Here is a 17,554-nt window from a genome sequence, read left to right as displayed (position 1 = left end):
CCGTGAAACGACTTCGCGCCGATGATAGTGCTGCAACCAGTGTGAAAGTAGGTCATCGTCAGGCTTGTTACTCCCAAGAACCCTCGTTACGAATGTAGCGAGGGTTTTTGCTTTGCGGCGGCAAAAACACGCACCCATCCCATCATCCGGCTGCATACAACTCAACAGGTCCGCGCTGATTAGCATCGCGCTCCTGCTCTCATTAGGCTGACCTCGACTTGGGGGACAGTGACGCGGATTGTAGAGCTGGTAAGGCGCGGACACTCCGCCGCTCCCTCCTGAACAGGGAGAACCGTTCCTCTTGGCTGGACGTTACCTCTGATCAGCCTCATTTGAGGTTGAGAATGTCGGCTACTAGATCGGACTGGGCAGAAAGCTCGGACAATAAACCCCTTCGACTGGATATCTTATCCACCGCCTGTCGCGTCGACAGTCCGACGCATCGATGGCACGACATCAACTTCAAAAACTTAGTATTCGGGGAACAAACAAGGCGCAAAGTAGCGTCCAGTGTGGCCTCAATAATTAGACAACTTAGTTTATGCACAGGGCACCCTTCGAGTTTGCGCAGGACTTATCTTATCCACAGCCCCGAGACACTCCCTCGACACCCATCACTGATGACTTGATCGAGCAACATCCGAACGAGCACTAACGAGCACTGAGTGACCTCACCCAGGCACCCAACCCTCTAAACCACAAGAGAAGAAAAAAGCCGGCAATGCCGGCTTTTTAATGAAGCAGTGCTGATGCAGTATCAGAACTTGTAAGCGACACGTGCCACAGCGAAGTTCACGCCGCCGTTGGGCTGCTTGATGCCACCGTTGGAGAAGTGCTGCAGGCGGATGCCCAGGTCCAGGCCATTGCTGAACACATAGCCGGCACCGACGTGGTCGCCGAACTGGAAAGCGGTGGACAGCACCTTGTCGTTATTGCGATACAGCTTGGAGAACAGGTGCACGCCGATACCTGCTTCGCCGTAGAAACCCTTGCCATCATCACGCTGGAAGCGCAGCACCGGGGTCAGACCCAGGTCGACCAGATTGCCGCTGTCGTTGGTGTTGTTGTAGTGGTTCATGCGCCAGTTGGCCAGCGACAGATCCCAGTAGCCACCGATATGGGTGCCGTTCGATTGCCAGAAATTCCAGTTCGGGCCCCAGTTGAACTGTGCGCCCAGGCGCACCAGTTGCGTGTTGTTGCCGGTACCGTATTCAACCGACACGCCGTCGATGGCGTAGCTCGGGGACTGGATGGCGAAAGCGGCGACGCCGGCAAATGCGATCTTGGCAACCAGGCTCTTCAGTTTAGTCATGGATATTCTTTCAGCGCGTAAATAGTTTTGAAGGATCTTTGCGAGGATTCAGCGCAGACCGTGCAGTCCGCGATAACGCGCTATTCTCTCATAATCATCACAAAAGCATACTCGCGTGTCTGTTTTTGGCGCCTCCACGCCACATCCGCGCGCGGCCTCAGGGGCGATAGCTGTATTCCAGCCGTCCCGGCACGGCCACCCGGATCGCCAGTACGTGGCCGGAGAAGGGGTATTGCGCCAGCTCTGCCTCGCTACGCCCATTGCGCCCGGTGGTAATGAACAGCGTGCGCAGATCAGAGCCGCCCAGGGCCACCATGGTCGGGCAACGTGCGGGCAGGCGAATTTCCTGCAATATCTCGCCTTGCGGCGACAGCCTCAACACCCGTCCGCCTTCGAACATCGCGCACCAGTACGCTCCTTCGCTATCCACTGCAGCGCCATCCGGACGGCCGCCGTAATCGGGCACGGTCTTGTCGCTGTCGAACTGGCGAAGCAGGCGGCAGTTGCTGGTCTGCCCGGTGGCCAGGTCGTAGTCGTAGACATTGATCCGATGCGCCGGCGTGTTGGAGTGATACATCAGGCGTTGGTCCGGACTGAAGGCCACGCCATTGGACGTCGTCACCGCATGATGCGCATCGCGCAGGGCGTTGCGTTCGAAACAGTAGAGCGTGCCGGCCTCCCGATCGCGGGGCTCGTAAATGGTGCCGCACCAGAAACGACCGGCGGCATCGCAGCGGCCGTCGTTGAAGCGAATCCGACCGGTGTCATACGGAGCAGCCAGCATGGCCGACAAGGCGCCATTGCCGGTATTGAGATGAAACATGCCAATACGCAGAGCCACCACCAGGCCGCCCTGGGCGTGTTTGACTATGCTCCCGGGTTCTTCCGGCATGTCCCAGCGCTGGTGTTGCTGGGTATCGAGCACCAGTCGGTGAACCGACTTGCCAGGGATATCGATCCAGTACAGCGCACCTTCCTCCGCATGCCATAAGGGCGATTCTCCCAGCAACATGGGCTCGGGTGAAATCGCGGTAATGCTGTCGGCAGAGAAATTGAAGGGCACTGGAGGCATGGGCGTACTAGTTCACAGGAATAAGGGAGGCCTCATTATGCCCCTGTGCTGCAGTTTGATAAACCTGATCAGCAAACCTCCTCTGTCACTCGCCCTGGAAAGCAGAACGGCATGCTTTACGCATGCCGCTATCCATTCGCCATCCGTTGCCCGCCAATGGTGCCGAGGGCCTGAAGAACAGGTACTTCAGGCCCTCGGTCCCATTTATCGCGAGTGAATCAGTTGGACCAGCCACCATCGATCATGTGGATCGAGCCGGTCGTGAAATTGGACTCATCCGAGGCCAGGTACAAGGCCAGCGCCGCCACTTCCTCCGCCTTGCCGATACGTCCCATGGGCTGACGTGCCACGAAGGCTGCGCGTACCTCGTCCTCGCTCTTGCCGGTCTCCTTGGCCTGCGTGCTGATACGCTGGTTCAGGGAGGGCGATTCGATGGTGCCTGGGCAGATCGCGTTGCAGCGCACGCCCTGTGCGACGAAGTCCGCCGCGACCGACTTCGTCAGACCGACGACCGCTGCCTTGGATGCGCCATAGGCGAAGCGGTTGGCAACACCCTTCACGCTCGATGCCGCCGAGGCGATGTTGACGATCGAGCCTGCCTTCTTGGCCAGCATTCCCGGCAGCACCGCACGGATGGTGTGGAACATGGCCTTGGCATTGAGGTTGAAGGAAAAATCCCAGGCCTTGTCGTCGCATTCCAGGATATTGCCCGCCGCCACATAGCCGGCGCAGTTGAACAGTACGTCGATGGTGCCGACTTCGGCCACCAGTGCCTTGATGGCGGCATCATCGGTCACGTCCAGAATACGCGTCTCCACGCCGGCGATATCGTTGAGTGCATCGAGGTGCTGCTTGCTGATGTCGGTGGCAATCACGCGCGCTCCCTCGCGGGCGAACAGCTCGGTGGAAGCGCGGCCGATGCCTTGCGCAGCGGCGGTGATGAGGACGGTCTTGCCGGCGAGGCGGCCAGTGGATGCGGACATGCTTGTTCCTTTGCGTTTAAATGAGTTTGCGATTGGCCAGGTTCTTGAACAGCGCCGTCAGGCCGAAGGTCCACGGTGCGGTCTGGTCGCTGAAGTTGACCGTGTTCACCAACGCGCCCAACGTGGGGGTCGAGATCGTCACGATGTCGGCGACCTGGTGGGTAAAGCCCTGACCGGGACCGAAGCGATCCTGGGTCGGCGCGAACATGGTCCCCAGGAACAGCACCAGGCCATCCGGATACTGGTGATTGGGGCCGATCGCATGTTCCACCAGCTGCAGCGGATCACGGCTGATCATGGACATCGAACTGCTGCCCTTGAGCGTAAAGCCTTCGGTACCATCGACACGCATTGTAAGTTCGGCGCGACGCACATCGTCAATTGAAAAGTTTGCGTCGAACAGACGAATGAAAGGCCCCACCGCGCAGGACGCATTGTTGTCCTTGGCCTTGCCCAGAAGCAGGGCGCTGCGGCCTTCGAAATCGCGCAGGTTGACGTCGTTGCCCAGGGTCGCACCGACCACCTTGCCACGGCTGTTGATGGCCAGCACGATTTCCGGTTCCGGATTGTTCCAGGCCGATTTCGGGTGGATACCGACCTCGTCGCCCAGCCCCACCGACGACATCGGCTGGGCCTTGGTGAAGATCTCCGCATCCGGGCCGATGCCCACTTCCAGGTATTGCGACCACACGCCTTGCTCCAGCAGCACTTCCTTCAGGCGTGCCGCTTCGGGCGAGCCCGGCACGACGCTGGAGAGGTTGTCGCCAATCACCGCCGTGATGGCCTTGCGCACCGACTCTGCCTTGCCGGCGTCGCCGCGTGCCTGTTCCTCGATCACGCGCTCCAGCATGCTGGCCACGAAGGTCACGCCGCTGGCCTTGACGGCCTGCAGATCGATGGGTGCCAGCAACCACGGGCGCGAGGTATCGCGACGACCTGCATCGGCATTGTCCAGCAGTTCCTGCAAGCTGGCGATGCGGGTCATGTTGCTGGCGGCGCGTACGGCCGCAGCAGGATCGTCCAGCTCCAGCAGTTCGCTGGAGGTGGCCGCAATCAGGGTCAGGTCATAGGCGCCTTCGGCGTCGATCTTCACCAGCACCGGGCCGACGCCCGGTTGCCAGACACGGCCGATCAGCGTGGCCTGGGCGTGGTCTTCAGGCAGGTGTGCCTGGAGCGAAAAGGTATGTGCCATGTTCTTGTTTCCTTATGTTGGAGGCTGGCCCGGACTACACGGGAAGCGGGTCTGCCTGGATGTCATGTACTGCAAGGGGGAGTAGACCAACCGCGCTCACTGCGCTCACTGCGCTCATTGCGTTCACCGCGGGCGAAGCATCCTCGCCATGAATTTCCCCGGGGGGAAAGGATGCTTGGCCTGCAGTCCGCCTCACCCTGTCCTGCTCGGGTGAGGCGGATAAGCTTAGTCCGGCCGGGGCCGGGCCAGGATGATCTGCATCAGGTATAGACGCCGATGTGCCAGGGCACGAACTCGTCCTGACCATAGCCATGCAGCTCGCTCTTGGTCTTCTTGCCGGACGCGGTATCGAGGATCATCTGGAAGAAGCGTTCCCCGATCTCCTGTGGCGTCACGTTGCCGTCGGCGATCTCGCCGCAGTTGATGTCCATGTCTTCTTCCTGGCGTTGCCACAGCGCCGTGTTGGTCGCCAGCTTCAGCGACGGCGAGGGTGCGCAGCCATAGGCCGAACCACGGCCGGTGGTGAAGCAGATCATGTTGGCGCCACCGGCGACCTGGCCGGTGGCCGAGATCGGGTCGTAGCCCGGGGTATCCATGAAGACGAAGCCCTTGGCGGTCACGGTCTCGGCGTACTTGTAGACATCCACCAGATTGGTGGTGCCACCCTTGGCCACCGCGCCCAGCGACTTTTCCAGAATGGTGGTCAAGCCGCCCGCCTTGTTGCCGGCCGAGGGATTATTGTTCATCTCGGCATCGTTTTTGGCGCAATATTCTTCCCACCAGGCGATGCGCGCCAGCAGCTTCTCGCCGACCTCGGAGGACACCGCGCGACGCGTGAGCAGGTGTTCGGCGCCATAGATTTCAGGTGTCTCGGACAGAATCGCCGTGCCGCCGTGTTTCACCAGCAGGTCAACCGCCGCGCCCAGCGCCGGGTTGGCGGTGATGCCCGAGTAGCCATCCGAACCACCGCACTGCAGGCCCAGCGTCAGGTGCTTGGCTGGCACCGGCTCGCGCTTGATGTCATTGGCCTTGGGCAGCATCTTCTTGATCTTCTCGATCCCCAGCGCCACCGTCTTGGCGGTGCCGCCAGTGCTCTGGATGGTGAAGGTATGGAAGTATTCCCCTTCCTTCAGGTTGTGGCTGTCCATCAGGCCGGAAATCTGGTTGGTCTCGCACCCCAGCCCGACCACCAGCACGGCGGCGAAGTTGGGATGGGTGGCGTAGCCCGCCAGGGTACGGCGCAGGATCTGCAGCGGTTCCCCCTGCGAATCCACCGCGCAGCCCAGACCGTGTGTCAGGGCGACCACGCCGTCGATATTGGGATAGTCGGCCAGCACTTCCGGGTGGATGTCGCGACGGAAGTAGTCGGCAATGGCGCGTGCGGCCGTGGCCGAGCAGTTCACTGAAGTCAGCACGCCGATGTAGTTGCGCGTGGCCACGCGGCCGTCCGGGCGCACGATGCCCATGAAGGTGGCCGGCTGCGCCACGAAATCGACCGGCTTCACGTCCGCGCCGAAATGGTGTTCACGCGAGAATTCGGCCATGGCCAGGTTGTGCGTATGCACGTGCTGACCCGGCGCGATGGCCTGGCTGGCCGTGCCAATGATCTGACCGTAGCGCTTGACCGGCTCGCCCACGGCAATGGCGCGGGTGGCCATCTTGTGACCGGCGGGAATCAGACCCTGGACCTTGAGGCCGCCTTCTTCCTGCAACACGGTGCCGGAGATGAGCTGCTGGCGGGCAATGACGACATCATCGACAGGATTGAGTCGGATGACGGGAGAGGTAGCTTTCATGTTGATCTCGGTGAGAACGTGGATGCTGCGGGCTGGCCGCGGAAGCGGCGGGCGCATGCCCTGCTCCTGGGAGCAGGGCATGCCGGAAATGCGGACTTACTTGGGCGCGAACTGTGCCAGGTCAGGCATGGGGCTGCCGACCCATTGCTGATAGATGGCGGGCAGCTTGCCATTCTTCAGATTGGCGGTGATCCATTCGTTGAGCCACTTTTCCAGTGCCGGTTCACCCTTGCGCAGGCCGATGGCATAGGGGATGTCCTTGATGGCGAACTTGGTTTCCAGGTTCTTGGACGGGTTCTGCTTGGCGATGGCCGAGGCCAGCGAGTTCGGCGTGCACAGGGCATCGACCTGACCGGAGATGATGGCCGCGGTCACGGTGGCATCGTCGTCAAAGCGCACGATGTTGGTTCCCTTGGGGGCGAGCGGGGTCAGCAGCGAATCCTGCATGTTGCCGCGGACCACGGCCACGCGCTTGCCGACCAGGTCGTTGAGGCTCTTGATGTTCTCACCCTTGGGCGCGGCCACCACGAACTGCGAGGCGCCATACGGCTGGGTGAAGGCCACCACCTTCTGGCGTTCCGGTGTGATCGAGAAGGACGAGATCACCATGTCGGCCTTGCCGGTCATCAGGAAGGGGATGCGGTTGGGGCCGGTGACCTGCACGATCTCCAGCTCCACGCCCATGTCCTTGGCCAGCAGGCGCGCGGTTTCCACGTCCGAGCCCTGCGGCTCCAGCTTGGCATTGGTCATCCCGAACGGCGGCGCACCCAGGTCGATCGCGATCAGCACCTTCTTGCGTGCCTTGATATCGGCCAGCGCGTCGGCGTGGGCGGCCTGCGCGAAGCAAGCCAGGCCCAGCACGACGGCGGCAGCCTTCTTGGTGAAATTGAGCAGATTCTTCATTGCGGTCTCCTGAGTGGTTTATTTGATACTGCCTGAGAAAAACAAATTCTGTGCGACAAAGTCTGTGCGCTCCGAAAACTCAGAGATCGCTGGACACGAACTTCTGCAACTCGGCCGTCTTCGGATTGCTGAACAGCTCATCCGGCGGGCCGACCTCCCACACCTGGCCCTGGTGCATGAAGACCAGCACGTCGGCCAGCTTGCGGGCAAAGGCCATCTCGTGCGTGACCAACACCATGGTCATGCCGCCACGGGCCAGGTCTTCCATCACCTTCAGCACTTCGGCCGTCAGTTCCGGGTCCAGCGCCGAGGTCACTTCATCGAAGAGCATCAGTTCCGGCGCCATCGCCAGCGAGCGTGCGATGGCCACGCGCTGCGCCTGGCCGCCGGAGAGCTGTTCGGGATAGGCTTCCTTCTTGTTTTCCAGTCCCACCAGCTGCAGCACCTTGTGGGCGATCTTCCTGGCTTCCTCGGTCGACATCTTCTTGATGGTGGTCAGCGCCAGCGTGATGTTGCGCTCCACCGTCAGATGCGGGAACAGGTTGTAGCTCTGGAAGACGATACCGACCTGCTTGCGCAGTTCGCGCAGGTTGAGCCGGTCGGGATGATGGATGTCATGGCCACAGACATTGATGTCGCCGGCATCCACCTTTTCCAGTCCGTTCAGGCAGCGCAGCAGGGTGCTCTTGCCCGATCCGCTCTTGCCGATGATGGCCACCATCTGTCCCTTTTGCACATCCAGCGAAACGCCGTTCAATACCTTGTTAGTACCGAAGCTCTTGTGCAGATCCTTGATCTTAACGATTGCTGACATTCAATTTCCTTTCAAAGTGCTTGGACAGCGCCGACAGCGGGAAGCACAGGCAAAAATAGATGAGCGCGACGCAGCCGAAGACGGTGAACGGCTGGAAGGTCGAGTTGTTGATGATCTGGCCGGCACGGGACAGATCGACGAAACCGATCACCGAGGCCAGCGAGGTGTTCTTCACGATCTGCACCATGAATCCCACCGTGGGCGGCGTGGCGATCTTGATGGCTTGCGGCAGGATCACCTTGGTCAATTGCTCGTAGCGGTTGAAGCCCAGGCATTCCGAGGCCTCCCATTGAGTCTTGGGCACCGCCTGGATGCAGCCGCGCCAGATTTCACCCAGGAAGGCCGCGCAGTAGATCGCAAAAGAGATGCCGGCTGCTACCAACGGCGTCAGCTTGAAGCCGGCGATGGCCAGTCCGAAATAGGCCACGAACAGGATCACCAGCAGCGGAATGCCTTGCACCACCTGGATATAGCCGCTGGCGATGTTGCGCAGCAGGCGGTTGGGCGAGACCCGCCACAGCGCGATCACGAACCCGGCCACACCGCCGAAGGCAAACGCCACCAACGACAGCACCACGGTCCAGACGGCCGCCTGCAGCAGGTATTCGACGTGCAGGAAACTAAAGGAATTCATCGCCGCTCCTCACAGGTTGGTGCCAAGCTTGCGCTTGCGCACGAAGGCCAGCTGGCTGATCAGCCAGAACGCGCCACGGAACAGGAAGGACAGCGCCAGGTAGGCCACCGCGATGACCGCATAGACCTCGAAGCTGCGGAAGGTCTCCGACTGCACCAGGTTGGCGGTCGCCGTTAGCTCTTCCGCCGAAATCTGCGAGGTGATGCTGGAGGCCAGCATCAGCAGGATGAACTGGCTGGTCAGTGATGGATAGACGCGCTCCACCGCCGGCAGCAACACCACATGCCAGTACACATGCAGACGCGACATGCCCAGGCATTCGGCCGCCTCGATCTGGCCGGGGTGGATGGAGTTGATGCCGGCGCGCATGATCTCGGTGGTGTAGGCACCGACGTTGACGGTGAGGGCGATCACGGCAGCGGTCTCGGCCGAGAGCTTCCAGCCGATGCTGGCCAGACCGAAGAACACCAGGAACACCTGCACCAGCAGCGGGGTGTTGCGGATGATCTCGACATAGGCACGGATCAGGCCGCGCACCAGCGCCAGACGGCTCTTGCCAGCGATCGCGCATAGCGTGCCGACCACGAATCCCAGCGCGATGGACAGCGCCGAGAGCTGTATCGTCAACCAGGCGCCCATGAGCAGGCGGTCCCAGTTGGCGAAGACGCTCATGAAATCGAAGGTGTAGTTCATTGACGCTCCGATGTTCCTGGGCGGGGGATGGACATGGGCATGAGGGTGGTCTCCTTTGCAGTTTTCCTGGGGGCGGCCTCTTGTTGTGCGACTGTTGCCGCGGGCCTTGGCATGATTGCCGGGGTTGTCTGCGCCTTGCGGCGCGCCTGGGTAACGCGATCTGGACATGGCCGCTAGAGCGGCTTGACGCCTCCCGCGCTAAATACGGATGTCACGTGTGCTATACCGTTGACCAGCGGTGCGCCGAAGTCGGGAATGCTGATCTCGATACTGTCGCCATCTTCGGTGCGCAGGCTGTAGGCGAAGGACAGGTTGGCCGCGCCCATGAAGTGCACGTGCACGTCACCCGCGTGCAGCAGGTGCGAATACTTGAAGTAGTGGTATTCCAGGTTCTCGATGCTGTGGCACATGTTGTCCTGGCCGGTCAGGAATTCCTGTTCCCAGATCACTCGGCCCTTGCGACGGATTCGGGTCATCCCCACCAGATGGGCCGGCGGCAGCCCCACCAGCAGCTCCGGTCCGAAGCTGCAGTGACGCAGCTTGGAATGCCCCTGGTAAAGGTAATTGCGACGCTCCATGACGTGGTCCGAAAACTCGTTGCCGATGGCAAAGCCCAGCCGGCGCGGGCAGCCCTCGTCATCGATCAGGTACAGGCCGACAATCTCCGGTTCCTCGCCGCCGTCGAGCGCGAAGTCCGGGCGCGGCAGCGGCTGACCGGGGGCGACGACGCTGCTGCCGTCGCCCTTGTAGAACCACTCCGGCTGCACGCCCACTTGGCCCGGCGCAGGGCGGCCACCGGCGATGCCCCATTCGATCATCAGCTGGGTATCGGTCTTGTCGAGTTCATCACCTTCCAGGCGGCGATGCATCTTGTCGCGGGTGGTGGCGCTGCCCAGATGGGTGGTGCCGGCGCCGGAAACGCGGCAATGCGCCGGATCGGGATGGTCCAGCGGTGCCAGGATGCGGGCCTCGGCCAGGATGGCGGCGTAGTCTTCGGACTGGTCGGTGTTGAGCAACTGGGCCTGACGCTCCAGCCCGGTGCTGCGCTGCAGCGCCAGCAGGGCCAGTTCGCGCATGGTCGCCACCTGGTCCAGCGCCTGGATGTGGCTGCCGTTGACGATGCCTACACGGCGCTCGCCCTTGCGGTCGCGGTATTGAATCAGCCTCACCGGGTCTCCTTGTCTGTCCGCAATGTCGGTTCTGGTCAGCCAGGCGACGAAACGGCGAGGACGATCAGGCATTCGCAGGCGGCAGGAATGTCGCGCCTACGATGGATCGGTCCTGCCAACGTCTCCTGAGCTTTTTTCACGCATCGCCTTGGCAGGCCGATAGATGCGCTAGCATTGTGGTTTTTTCCGGACCGACTATAAGAGGCGAGTACAACGATGTCCAATGAGCTTAATTCATCGGGTGATAACCAACTCGGAGATGGCGCCGGCGCGCTGCCTTCGGTGGGGTCCATCGTCAGCCGCCTGCGCTTTCGCCAGGTCGCGCTGCTGACGGCACTCGACGAGCAGGGCTCGCTGCACAAGGCGGCCGAGGTGATGCACATGACCCAGCCGGCGGCCACCAAGGCCCTGCATGAAATGGAGGATGCCCTGGGCGTAACCCTGTTCGACCGCTCGCCACGCGGCATCGAGGCCACTGAGCTGGGCCGTTGCGTGATCCGCTATGCGCGCCTGATCCAGAGCGACGTAGCCAATCTGCGCGAGGAATTGCAGAACATGATCAGCGGTCGCGGCGGCCGCCTGTCCATCGGCACCATCATGGGGGCCGCACCCTTCGTCACGCGTGCGCTCTCGCGCCTGCGCGAAATCCAGCCGGAAGTCTCCATTGAGATCAGCGAAGACACCAGCGCGCGCCAGTTGCTGCTGCTGGACCAGGGGCGCATTGATCTGATGATCGGCCGCTCCTCGGTCAGTTCGCAACCCAATCTGTACAACTATGAAATGCTGCGCGGCGAGCCCATGTGCATCGTCTGCGGTATCGACCATCCCCTGGCCACCGCCCAGAAGGTGCGCCTGCAGGAGCTGGCCGGGGCCTCCTGGATCCTGTATTCCAGCAACATGCCCATGCGCATCTGGATCGAGCACGAGTTCAAGCTGGAGGGGCTGAAGGTGCCGGGCAACGTGATCGAGACCGCCTCGCCCTTCGTGACCATCACGCTGCTGGCGCAATCGAACATGGTGGCAGTGATGCCATTGGATATCGCCCACTTCTTCGCGGCGCGGCAGATGCTGGGCATCCTGCCCGTGAACCTGAAGACGCGCATCGAGCACTACGGCATCGTCACCCGCAAGAACACCACCCTGTCGTCGCTGGCCAAGATGTTCATCCAGATCCTGCGCCAGCAAAACTGAGTGATAGATGATAGATGGCCAGCCCAGCTGGCAGGACGGATGGGATGCTCGGCCACTCGCCATTGAGGTTTTTTTACGCGCTAGGGTTTTTCCGGATGTCGTGCGGCCGCGTTTTCCTGTTAGCCTTCGTCTGCGGTCGGGGTGACCGCATTCCCTTCTTCTCCGGTCGGCCTTCATGAATTTGCGTCTCACGCGTGCGCGCACGCGACTTGCTGCACAGCTTCCCGTTTCCTTCCAGGCTGCTGCCGCGCGCAGCGTGCTGGCGTCACTCTGCCTTGGCGCCGCCTGGCTGCTGGCCGGATGTGCCGGCCAGGCGCCAGCCGCCCCTGATGCCGCCGCCAAGCAGGCCAGGCTGGACCAGGCACTGGCGCTGTTTTCTGCCAATCCGCCCAAGGGCCTTCCTGCTGGCTGGGAACCGCTGGTCTTCACCCGCAAGAAGATTCCTACCGAATACCGTCTGGTCGATGACAATGGGCGCAGCGTGCTGCATGCCTTTGCCGACCGTGCTTCGTCCGGTCTGCGTCATCCGGTCGACATCGACATCAACAAGAAGCCCTGGCTGTCCTGGAGCTGGAAGGCCAGTGGCCTGATCCCGACGGCCGATCTCACTCACCGCGAGACCGATGATTCGCCGGTGCGCATCGTGCTGGCCTTCGATGGTGACCATGACAAGCTTTCGCTGATGGACACCATCCTCTTCGATACCGCCAAATTGCTGACCGGGCATGAGCTGCCTTATGCCACGCTGATGTATGTCTGGGATAGCAAGGCGCAGGTGGGGCAGGTGATCGCCAATGGTCGTACCGGCCGCATCCAGATGCTGGTCGCCGAGAGCGGCCCGGAGCACGTGGGCCAGTGGCGCAAGTACCAGCGCAATGTCGCCGAGGATTATGAACGTATCTTCGGCGAGAAGCCGGGACGCCTGATCGGCGTGGGGGTGTTGACCGATACCGACAATACCGGCCAGAAGATGGAAGCGTGGTACGGCGATATCCGCCTCATGCGAGAGCCTGAAGCCGCCTCCTGATCCAGCGTTCTGAAGAGGGGCCGTAGCCCGGCAGGCCGGCCTAGACGCCGCGCCACCAGGCCGCGACGTGTCCCCAGAATCCCTTGGGGCCGTCTTCGAAGAGCCAGGGCTTCTCGCGTTTCAATTTGTCCATCATGTCCTGCTCGGCCTTTTCGGAGACATTGCCGAAGGCCCGTCCCAGCTTCAGCAGAGTGCGCATGGCCCCCAGCTTTTCGCGCGCCACCATGCCGGAGGCGTGTTCGATGGCGATGTGGGTCTCGCGCAATTCCTGCACCATGGCCGCCGCCAGCAGTGCGGCCGGGGTGCGCAGGCGCTCCTGCACCACCGAGATGCTGGTGGCCGAGGCCTTGATCTGCGCGGCCAGCACATCGATCTGGGTTTCATCGCCCTTGGCCTGCTTGATGATGGCACTGGCCCAGGCGCGCGAGGCATTGACCAGGTCATCGGTGGTCCAGTCGTGGCGCACCGCGATCCAGAAGCCGTAATTCGCAGCCTGCTCGATCAGGATCTGCACCACGTCCGGAAATTCCTTGTCCATCGCCCGTCTTGCCCAGGCGTACTGGCCCGACAGCATCAGGTGCTGTACCGCTTCTTCGGTGAGGAAATTGGTGTTCTCCGAAACCTTGGCCAACAGATAACTATCGAAGGACGGCTTGACGAAGCCCGAATCGATCTTGGTCGAGAGCCGCACGAAGTTGTGATAATCCCGCTCCAGCGAGTCGTAGATCTCGTCCTTGAGGATGAGTTTGATCTGTTTCATGCTGCTTCCCCTCGGACCGGGTCCGATGTTGTTATTCCGGCAAAATGAACGCGATCGCTGCCGGAGTGAGAGTGATGGCGAGTGCCAACAATGATGCTGCCAGGAAAACTGTTATCGGCTCATCCACGCCGAAACTTTACCGTGCCTGCTTTAGGGCAGTTTCCGCCGCCTTAGTAACTGCGCAGGCCGTAGCGCTGCCGGGTTTCCGCATCCGGCAGCAATTGCTCGCGATAGAGCGACCACGCCGGGTCTGCCTGGATCGCCGCGCTGCTTCTGCAAGCCTGGCATAGCCGGGCCTGCAGGCTGGTGGCAATGCTCTCCAGTCCGCTCGGATCGATCACATAGAAATACGATTGCTGTTGGCCCTGGCTGAACGTGGTGCCGGCGTAGAGGCTGCGGGTTTTCCTGGCGATGGCAGCGGCGATGTCATCCGACAGGGATTCCAGCCGGTCCTGGTCGGCCACGGCCGGCAGGCCGTCGCCCGTGGCCGGGGCATAGTTCACGCGGGTCACCAGCACATAGGGAAAACCGGAGAGCGGAAACGCCCGGCGCAGGCCCATGTCCAGCTTGACCGTGTAGGCCAGCCCGGCGCGCTGGGTCTGGTAGGTCCACCATTCGGCGTCCTGCTCCTGCGCCGTGGCTTGCCCTGCAAGCAGCGCGAGCAGACCCGGGACCAGCAAGGCGAAGACGCGGCGCAGCGGCAACATCAGCTCGCCAGCAGGGCCAGCAGCGCCAGCAAGGCGGGCAGGCCCTGGATGTAGAGGATAGAGCGCTTGGCGGTCAGGCCGCCGTAGATGCCGGCCACCAGCACGCAGATCAGGAAGAAGAACTGTACTGGCCGCTCGCCGGTCGCCAGGCTCCAGAACAGCCCGGCCGCGAGGAAGCCGTTATACAAGCCCTGGTTGGCGGCCAGCACGCGGGTCGCCTCGGCGGCCTGCTTCGATTGGCGGAAGGTCTTCAGTCCCAGCGGCTTGGTCCACAGGAACATCTCCAGGATCAGGATCCAGACATGCTCGATGGCGACCAGCAGCAGGAGGGCAGTGGCGAGGGTGTGCAAGGTTTCTCCCTTGTTATCGTTATCACAAATCAGGATTCAGGATGCGTGCCGAGGATCATGCCTCAAACCGTGCCGCCCGCCAATGCCGTCCGGCCTGCCGTCTTACTTCGCCTGCAGGAATTTCTCGGCCAGCCTCACCCAGTAGGTGGCGCCGATGGGCAGCAGGTCATCGTTGAAGTCATAGCTGGGGTTGTGCAGGTTGCACGGGCCCAGGCCATGACCATGATCGCGGTGACCGCCGTCGCCATTGCCCAAAAACACATAGCAGCCCGGCTTGTGCTGCAGCATGAAGGCGAAATCCTCGGCCCCCATGGTGGGTTCGGTATGGGCATCGACATGATCGGCGCCGAACTGTTCGGTCAGCACCTCGACGGCGAATGCGGTCTCGGCGACGTGGTTGATCAGCGGCGGATAGTTGCGGTTGAAGCGGAAATCGACTGTGGCATCGAAGGCCGCGGCGGTGTGCTCGGCGATCTCCTGCATGCGGCGTTCGATCAGGTCCAGCACGGGCAGGCTGAAGGTGCGCACGGTGCCGACCATCATCGCCTCGTCGGGGATGACGTTGGTGGCGCTGCCGGTATGGATCTGGGTGATGGAGACCACCGCCGGATCATTGGGGTTGATGTTGCGCGCCACGATGGTCTGCCAGGCCTGGGCGATCTGCACCGCCGTCATCACCGGATCGACCGCCTTGTGCGGTTGCGCCGCATGCGAGCCCTTGCCCTTGACGGTGACGTGGAACTCGTTGCTGGAGGCCATCTGTGCACCCGGCGTCACACCGAAATGACCGGCCGGGATGCCCGGCCAGTTGTGCATGCCGAAGACGGCGTCCATCGGGTATTTCTCGAACAGGCCATCCTGGATCATGCGCTCGGCGCCGCGTCCGCCTTCTTCGGCGGGCTGGAAGATGACATACACCGTGCCATCGAAATTGCGATGCTGCGAGAGGTAGTAGGCCGCGCCCAGCAGCATGGCGGTATGGCCGTCGTGGCCGCAGGCGTGCATCTTGCCCTCGTGGCGGGAGGCGTGGGCGAAGGTATTGATCTCGGGCATGGGCAGGGCGTCCATGTCGGCGCGCAAACCGATGGCGCGCGGGCTGTCGCCGTTCTTGATGATGCCGACCACGCCGGTCACGCCCAGGCCTCGTACTACCGGGATGCCCCATTCGGTGAGCTTCTGCGCGACCACATCGGCGGTGCGGACCTCTTCATAGGCGAGTTCGGGGTGGGCGTGGATGTCGCGGCGGATCTTCTGCAGTTCGGCCTGGAACTGGACGATGGGGTCGATGAGTTTCATGGTCTGGCTTGGTCTGGGACAGTGTGTGGAGGTGGTACTGAAGCCGCCTATCTTACCGTGCCTTGCGCCGGGCCACCGTTCGCGCAATTTTGTTCAATACAGGGATCGTCGTCCTGCCTAGCATGCGCCTCTTTCGATATAGCCCGACGAGGCGAGGAGGCATGCTCATGTTCTGGTCTGAATTCCTGTTGCTGGCCGGCGCACATCTGCTGGCGCTGGCCAGTCCCGGTCCGGATTTCCTGTTGCTGGCGCGCAGCAGCCTGCGTCACGGTCGGACGTATGGGTTGGCCGTGAGCCTGGGCATCGCGCTGGCCAATGGGCTCTATATCGCGGTGGCCATCGGCGGTTGGAGCGTGCTGCAGGACAGTCCGGCGCTGCTGGTCGCCTTGCAGTGGCTGGCCAGCGGCTACCTGGCCTGGCTGGGATGGATGTTCATACGCGCCAGCCGCGCGCCCGCCGACTGGCCGGACATGGTGGCGATTGCGCATGCGCAGCGCGTATCACCCCTGCTCGGCATGAGCGCGGGCTTCCTGTCGGCACTATTGAATCCCAAGAATGGCCTGTTCTACTTCGGCCTCTTCACCGTGATCGTGGAGGCGCACACCGGGCTGGGCCGCAAGCTGTTCTATGGGGTGTGGCTGGCGTGTGCGGTGCTGGCCTGGGATGCTGCGCTGGTCTGCCTGATCGCGCGGGAAAAGGTAGTGGTCGCGCTGGGCCGGGCGATGCCGTTGATCGAGCGCTGCGCCGGCCTGCTGTTGCTGGTGGCCGCCGTGGCCCTGGCGGCTGGGCGCCTGCGCTGATTTCCTCAGGGCCTTGCGTATTGCAGGGGCGTGACGGCCACACGGGATTTGAAGACGCGATGGAAATGGCTCTGGTCGGCAAAGCCGGTGTCGTAGGCGGCATCGGCCGCACTCGCCCCCTGACGCAGCAGCACGCGTGCCTGGCGGATCTTCATGTCCAGTTGCAGTGCATGGGGCGTCATGCCGAAGCGGCGGTTGAACTGGCGGATCAACTGGTACCGGCTGGTGCCGGCGATGGCGGCCAGGGTGTCGAGCGTGATGCGTTCACGGCAATGTGCCTGCAGGAAATCATGCGCGGCCTGCAGGCCGTCGCTGCCTTGCGTGGCCATCGTGAGGGGGCTGGCGCAGGTTTCTGCGCATAGCTGCATGAGTTCGTGCAGGCAAGTGATGATGTCGGCCTGCAGGTCGGCGTGCAGGTCGACCTGGTGGGCGTCCAGGGCCGCTGTCATGCGGTTGAGCAATTGGACCGCCGAGGCAGAGCGCAGCACCTGAGAATCCATCCTCTGGAGCAGCCCGCGGGTGCTCGGAGTTTCATCGAGCAGCCTGGCCAGCCAGTGCACGTCGAGGTGGAGCATGCGATAGCTCCAGCGCTGCAGCTCGGCCGGATTGCAGCTATGTACATCACCGGCCCTGACCAGTACGACATCACCGGGGACGATGGCCATGCTCCGGCCCGCCACGGAAAAGACGCTTTGGCCGCCATCGACGATGCCGATCGAAAAGCTGTCATGCGTATGCGGGGCATAGCAGGACAGGCTACCGGTGGCGCGCCGGCCTTCGAGGAAGGGCAGTTCGGGCGTGTGCCAGAAGTGTTGAAGAGGCGTCATGACAGGGTTGGCGAGAGTCGCGGTGGGC

General features: G+C 62.3%; 18 protein-coding genes. 3 read left to right on the top strand and 15 right to left on the bottom strand.

The genetic code is table 11. The features are described 5' to 3' along the window. Positions 1-757: 757 nt before the first annotated feature. From HWE04_RS20925 to araD1, 10 genes are all read right to left on the bottom strand, one after another. On the bottom strand, positions 758-1,312 hold the full coding sequence (locus HWE04_RS20925; RefSeq protein ID WP_006461930.1) for an acyloxyacyl hydrolase: 555 nt from the start codon (positions 1,310-1,312) through the stop codon (positions 758-760). Positions 1,313-1,469: 157 nt separating this feature from the next. Further along, positions 1,470-2,384, bottom strand: coding sequence for an SMP-30/gluconolactonase/LRE family protein (locus HWE04_RS20920; RefSeq protein ID WP_241813598.1), 915 nt, complete (start codon positions 2,382-2,384; stop codon positions 1,470-1,472). A gap of 218 nt (positions 2,385-2,602) precedes the next feature. Continuing rightward, positions 2,603-3,367, bottom strand: coding sequence for an SDR family oxidoreductase (locus HWE04_RS20915; RefSeq protein WP_241813597.1), 765 nt, complete (start codon positions 3,365-3,367; stop codon positions 2,603-2,605). A 16-nt stretch (positions 3,368-3,383) separates the two neighbouring features. Continuing rightward, positions 3,384-4,559, bottom strand: coding sequence for a fumarylacetoacetate hydrolase family protein (locus HWE04_RS20910; RefSeq protein WP_006461933.1), 1,176 nt, complete (start codon positions 4,557-4,559; stop codon positions 3,384-3,386). 260 nt (positions 4,560-4,819) lie between these two features. Beyond that, entirely contained in the window at positions 4,820-6,355 is a 1,536-nt protein-coding gene (locus tag HWE04_RS20905; protein ID WP_039874401.1) for a UxaA family hydrolase, read from the bottom strand. Positions 6,356-6,451: 96 nt separating this feature from the next. Beyond that, on the bottom strand, positions 6,452-7,258 hold the full coding sequence (locus HWE04_RS20900) for a transporter substrate-binding domain-containing protein (protein ID WP_006461935.1): 807 nt from the start codon (positions 7,256-7,258) through the stop codon (positions 6,452-6,454). A gap of 79 nt (positions 7,259-7,337) precedes the next feature. Next, the gene (locus HWE04_RS20895) at positions 7,338-8,072 is read right to left on the bottom strand and encodes an amino acid ABC transporter ATP-binding protein (protein WP_006461936.1); all 735 of its coding nucleotides are present in this window, start codon (positions 8,070-8,072) and stop codon (positions 7,338-7,340) included. After that, positions 8,056-8,706 (bottom strand): amino acid ABC transporter permease, encoded by a 651-nt coding sequence (locus HWE04_RS20890; RefSeq protein ID WP_006461937.1) that lies wholly within the window; start codon positions 8,704-8,706, stop codon positions 8,056-8,058. The genes HWE04_RS20895 and HWE04_RS20890 overlap by 17 nt, the downstream gene beginning before the upstream one ends. A gap of 9 nt (positions 8,707-8,715) precedes the next feature. Next, entirely contained in the window at positions 8,716-9,399 is a 684-nt protein-coding gene (locus tag HWE04_RS20885) for an amino acid ABC transporter permease (RefSeq protein ID WP_006461938.1), read from the bottom strand. Between the two features lie 173 nt (positions 9,400-9,572). After that, positions 9,573-10,568, bottom strand: a complete 996-nt coding sequence (gene araD1 / locus HWE04_RS20880; RefSeq protein ID WP_241813596.1) for an AraD1 family protein — start codon at positions 10,566-10,568, stop codon at positions 9,573-9,575. Positions 10,569-10,784: 216 nt separating this feature from the next. Here araD1 and HWE04_RS20875 point away from each other — a divergent pair, with 216 nt between their 5' ends. Both HWE04_RS20875 and HWE04_RS20870 read left to right on the top strand, forming a co-directional pair. After that, positions 10,785-11,759, top strand: coding sequence for a LysR family transcriptional regulator (locus tag HWE04_RS20875; protein ID WP_006461940.1), 975 nt, complete (start codon positions 10,785-10,787; stop codon positions 11,757-11,759). A 256-nt stretch (positions 11,760-12,015) separates the two neighbouring features. Next, positions 12,016-12,786 carry a DUF3047 domain-containing protein gene (locus HWE04_RS20870; RefSeq protein WP_241813599.1) on the top strand — a complete coding sequence of 257 codons (771 nt, stop codon included), beginning with the start codon at positions 12,016-12,018 and terminating at the stop codon, positions 12,784-12,786. 40 nt (positions 12,787-12,826) lie between these two features. On the opposite strand, the gene HWE04_RS20865 is transcribed toward HWE04_RS20870, so the two are convergent. The 4 genes from HWE04_RS20865 to HWE04_RS20850 all read right to left on the bottom strand — a co-directional run bounded on the left by HWE04_RS20865 (position 12,827) and on the right by HWE04_RS20850 (position 15,899). Beyond that, positions 12,827-13,546: a DUF4088 family protein gene (locus tag HWE04_RS20865; protein WP_006461942.1), complete on the bottom strand. Its 720-nt coding sequence runs from the start codon at positions 13,544-13,546 to the stop codon at positions 12,827-12,829. Between the two features lie 170 nt (positions 13,547-13,716). Next, on the bottom strand, positions 13,717-14,253 hold the full coding sequence (locus HWE04_RS20860; RefSeq protein ID WP_241813595.1) for a DUF695 domain-containing protein: 537 nt from the start codon (positions 14,251-14,253) through the stop codon (positions 13,717-13,719). Further along, on the bottom strand, positions 14,253-14,603 hold the full coding sequence (locus HWE04_RS20855) for a DUF1304 domain-containing protein (protein ID WP_241813594.1): 351 nt from the start codon (positions 14,601-14,603) through the stop codon (positions 14,253-14,255). Before HWE04_RS20855 ends, HWE04_RS20860 begins: the two co-directional genes overlap by 1 nt. A 102-nt stretch (positions 14,604-14,705) precedes the next feature. After that, entirely contained in the window at positions 14,706-15,899 is a 1,194-nt protein-coding gene (locus tag HWE04_RS20850) for a M20 aminoacylase family protein (protein ID WP_006461945.1), read from the bottom strand. Positions 15,900-16,066: 167 nt separating this feature from the next. Here HWE04_RS20850 and HWE04_RS20845 point away from each other — a divergent pair, with 167 nt between their 5' ends. Then, the gene (locus HWE04_RS20845; RefSeq protein ID WP_241813593.1) at positions 16,067-16,699 is read left to right on the top strand and encodes a LysE family translocator; all 633 of its coding nucleotides are present in this window, start codon (positions 16,067-16,069) and stop codon (positions 16,697-16,699) included. Between the two features lie 5 nt (positions 16,700-16,704). Here the strand turns inward: HWE04_RS20845 and HWE04_RS20840 are convergent, their stop codons facing one another. Further along, the gene (locus tag HWE04_RS20840) at positions 16,705-17,526 is read right to left on the bottom strand and encodes an AraC family transcriptional regulator (RefSeq protein WP_241813592.1); all 822 of its coding nucleotides are present in this window, start codon (positions 17,524-17,526) and stop codon (positions 16,705-16,707) included. Positions 17,527-17,554 lie beyond the last annotated feature (28 nt).

The sequence above is a fragment of the Herbaspirillum sp. C7C2 genome (genome assembly GCF_022627865.1).
In the GTDB taxonomy this organism is placed as follows: Bacteria; Pseudomonadota; Gammaproteobacteria; order Burkholderiales; family Burkholderiaceae_D; genus Herbaspirillum; species Herbaspirillum frisingense.
Note: the sequence above shows the minus strand (reverse complement) of the source record. Positions and strands in the feature narration are given on the sequence as shown.

Excerpts from the sequence above, each read along its gene's own strand:
- HWE04_RS20845 (WP_241813593.1), top strand. The coding sequence starts at position 16,067 with ATGTTCTGGTCTGAATTCCTGTTGCTGGCCGGCGCACATCTGCTGGCG.
- HWE04_RS20850 (WP_006461945.1), bottom strand. The coding sequence starts at position 15,899 with ATGAAACTCATCGACCCCATCGTCCAGTTCCAGGCCGAACTGCAGAAG.
- HWE04_RS20905 (WP_039874401.1), bottom strand. The coding sequence starts at position 6,355 with ATGAAAGCTACCTCTCCCGTCATCCGACTCAATCCTGTCGATGATGTC.
- HWE04_RS20925 (WP_006461930.1), bottom strand. The coding sequence starts at position 1,312 with ATGACTAAACTGAAGAGCCTGGTTGCCAAGATCGCATTTGCCGGCGTC.
- HWE04_RS20915 (WP_241813597.1), bottom strand. The coding sequence starts at position 3,367 with ATGTCCGCATCCACTGGCCGCCTCGCCGGCAAGACCGTCCTCATCACC.
- HWE04_RS20885 (WP_006461938.1), bottom strand. The coding sequence starts at position 9,399 with ATGAACTACACCTTCGATTTCATGAGCGTCTTCGCCAACTGGGACCGC.
- HWE04_RS20840 (WP_241813592.1), bottom strand. The coding sequence starts at position 17,526 with ATGACGCCTCTTCAACACTTCTGGCACACGCCCGAACTGCCCTTCCTC.
- HWE04_RS20860 (WP_241813595.1), bottom strand. The coding sequence starts at position 14,253 with ATGTTGCCGCTGCGCCGCGTCTTCGCCTTGCTGGTCCCGGGTCTGCTC.
- HWE04_RS20920 (WP_241813598.1), bottom strand. The coding sequence starts at position 2,384 with ATGCCTCCAGTGCCCTTCAATTTCTCTGCCGACAGCATTACCGCGATT.
- HWE04_RS20865 (WP_006461942.1), bottom strand. The coding sequence starts at position 13,546 with ATGAAACAGATCAAACTCATCCTCAAGGACGAGATCTACGACTCGCTG.
- HWE04_RS20910 (WP_006461933.1), bottom strand. The coding sequence starts at position 4,559 with ATGGCACATACCTTTTCGCTCCAGGCACACCTGCCTGAAGACCACGCC.
- HWE04_RS20890 (WP_006461937.1), bottom strand. The coding sequence starts at position 8,706 with ATGAATTCCTTTAGTTTCCTGCACGTCGAATACCTGCTGCAGGCGGCC.
- HWE04_RS20895 (WP_006461936.1), bottom strand. The coding sequence starts at position 8,072 with ATGTCAGCAATCGTTAAGATCAAGGATCTGCACAAGAGCTTCGGTACT.
- HWE04_RS20875 (WP_006461940.1), top strand. The coding sequence starts at position 10,785 with ATGTCCAATGAGCTTAATTCATCGGGTGATAACCAACTCGGAGATGGC.
- HWE04_RS20900 (WP_006461935.1), bottom strand. The coding sequence starts at position 7,258 with ATGAAGAATCTGCTCAATTTCACCAAGAAGGCTGCCGCCGTCGTGCTG.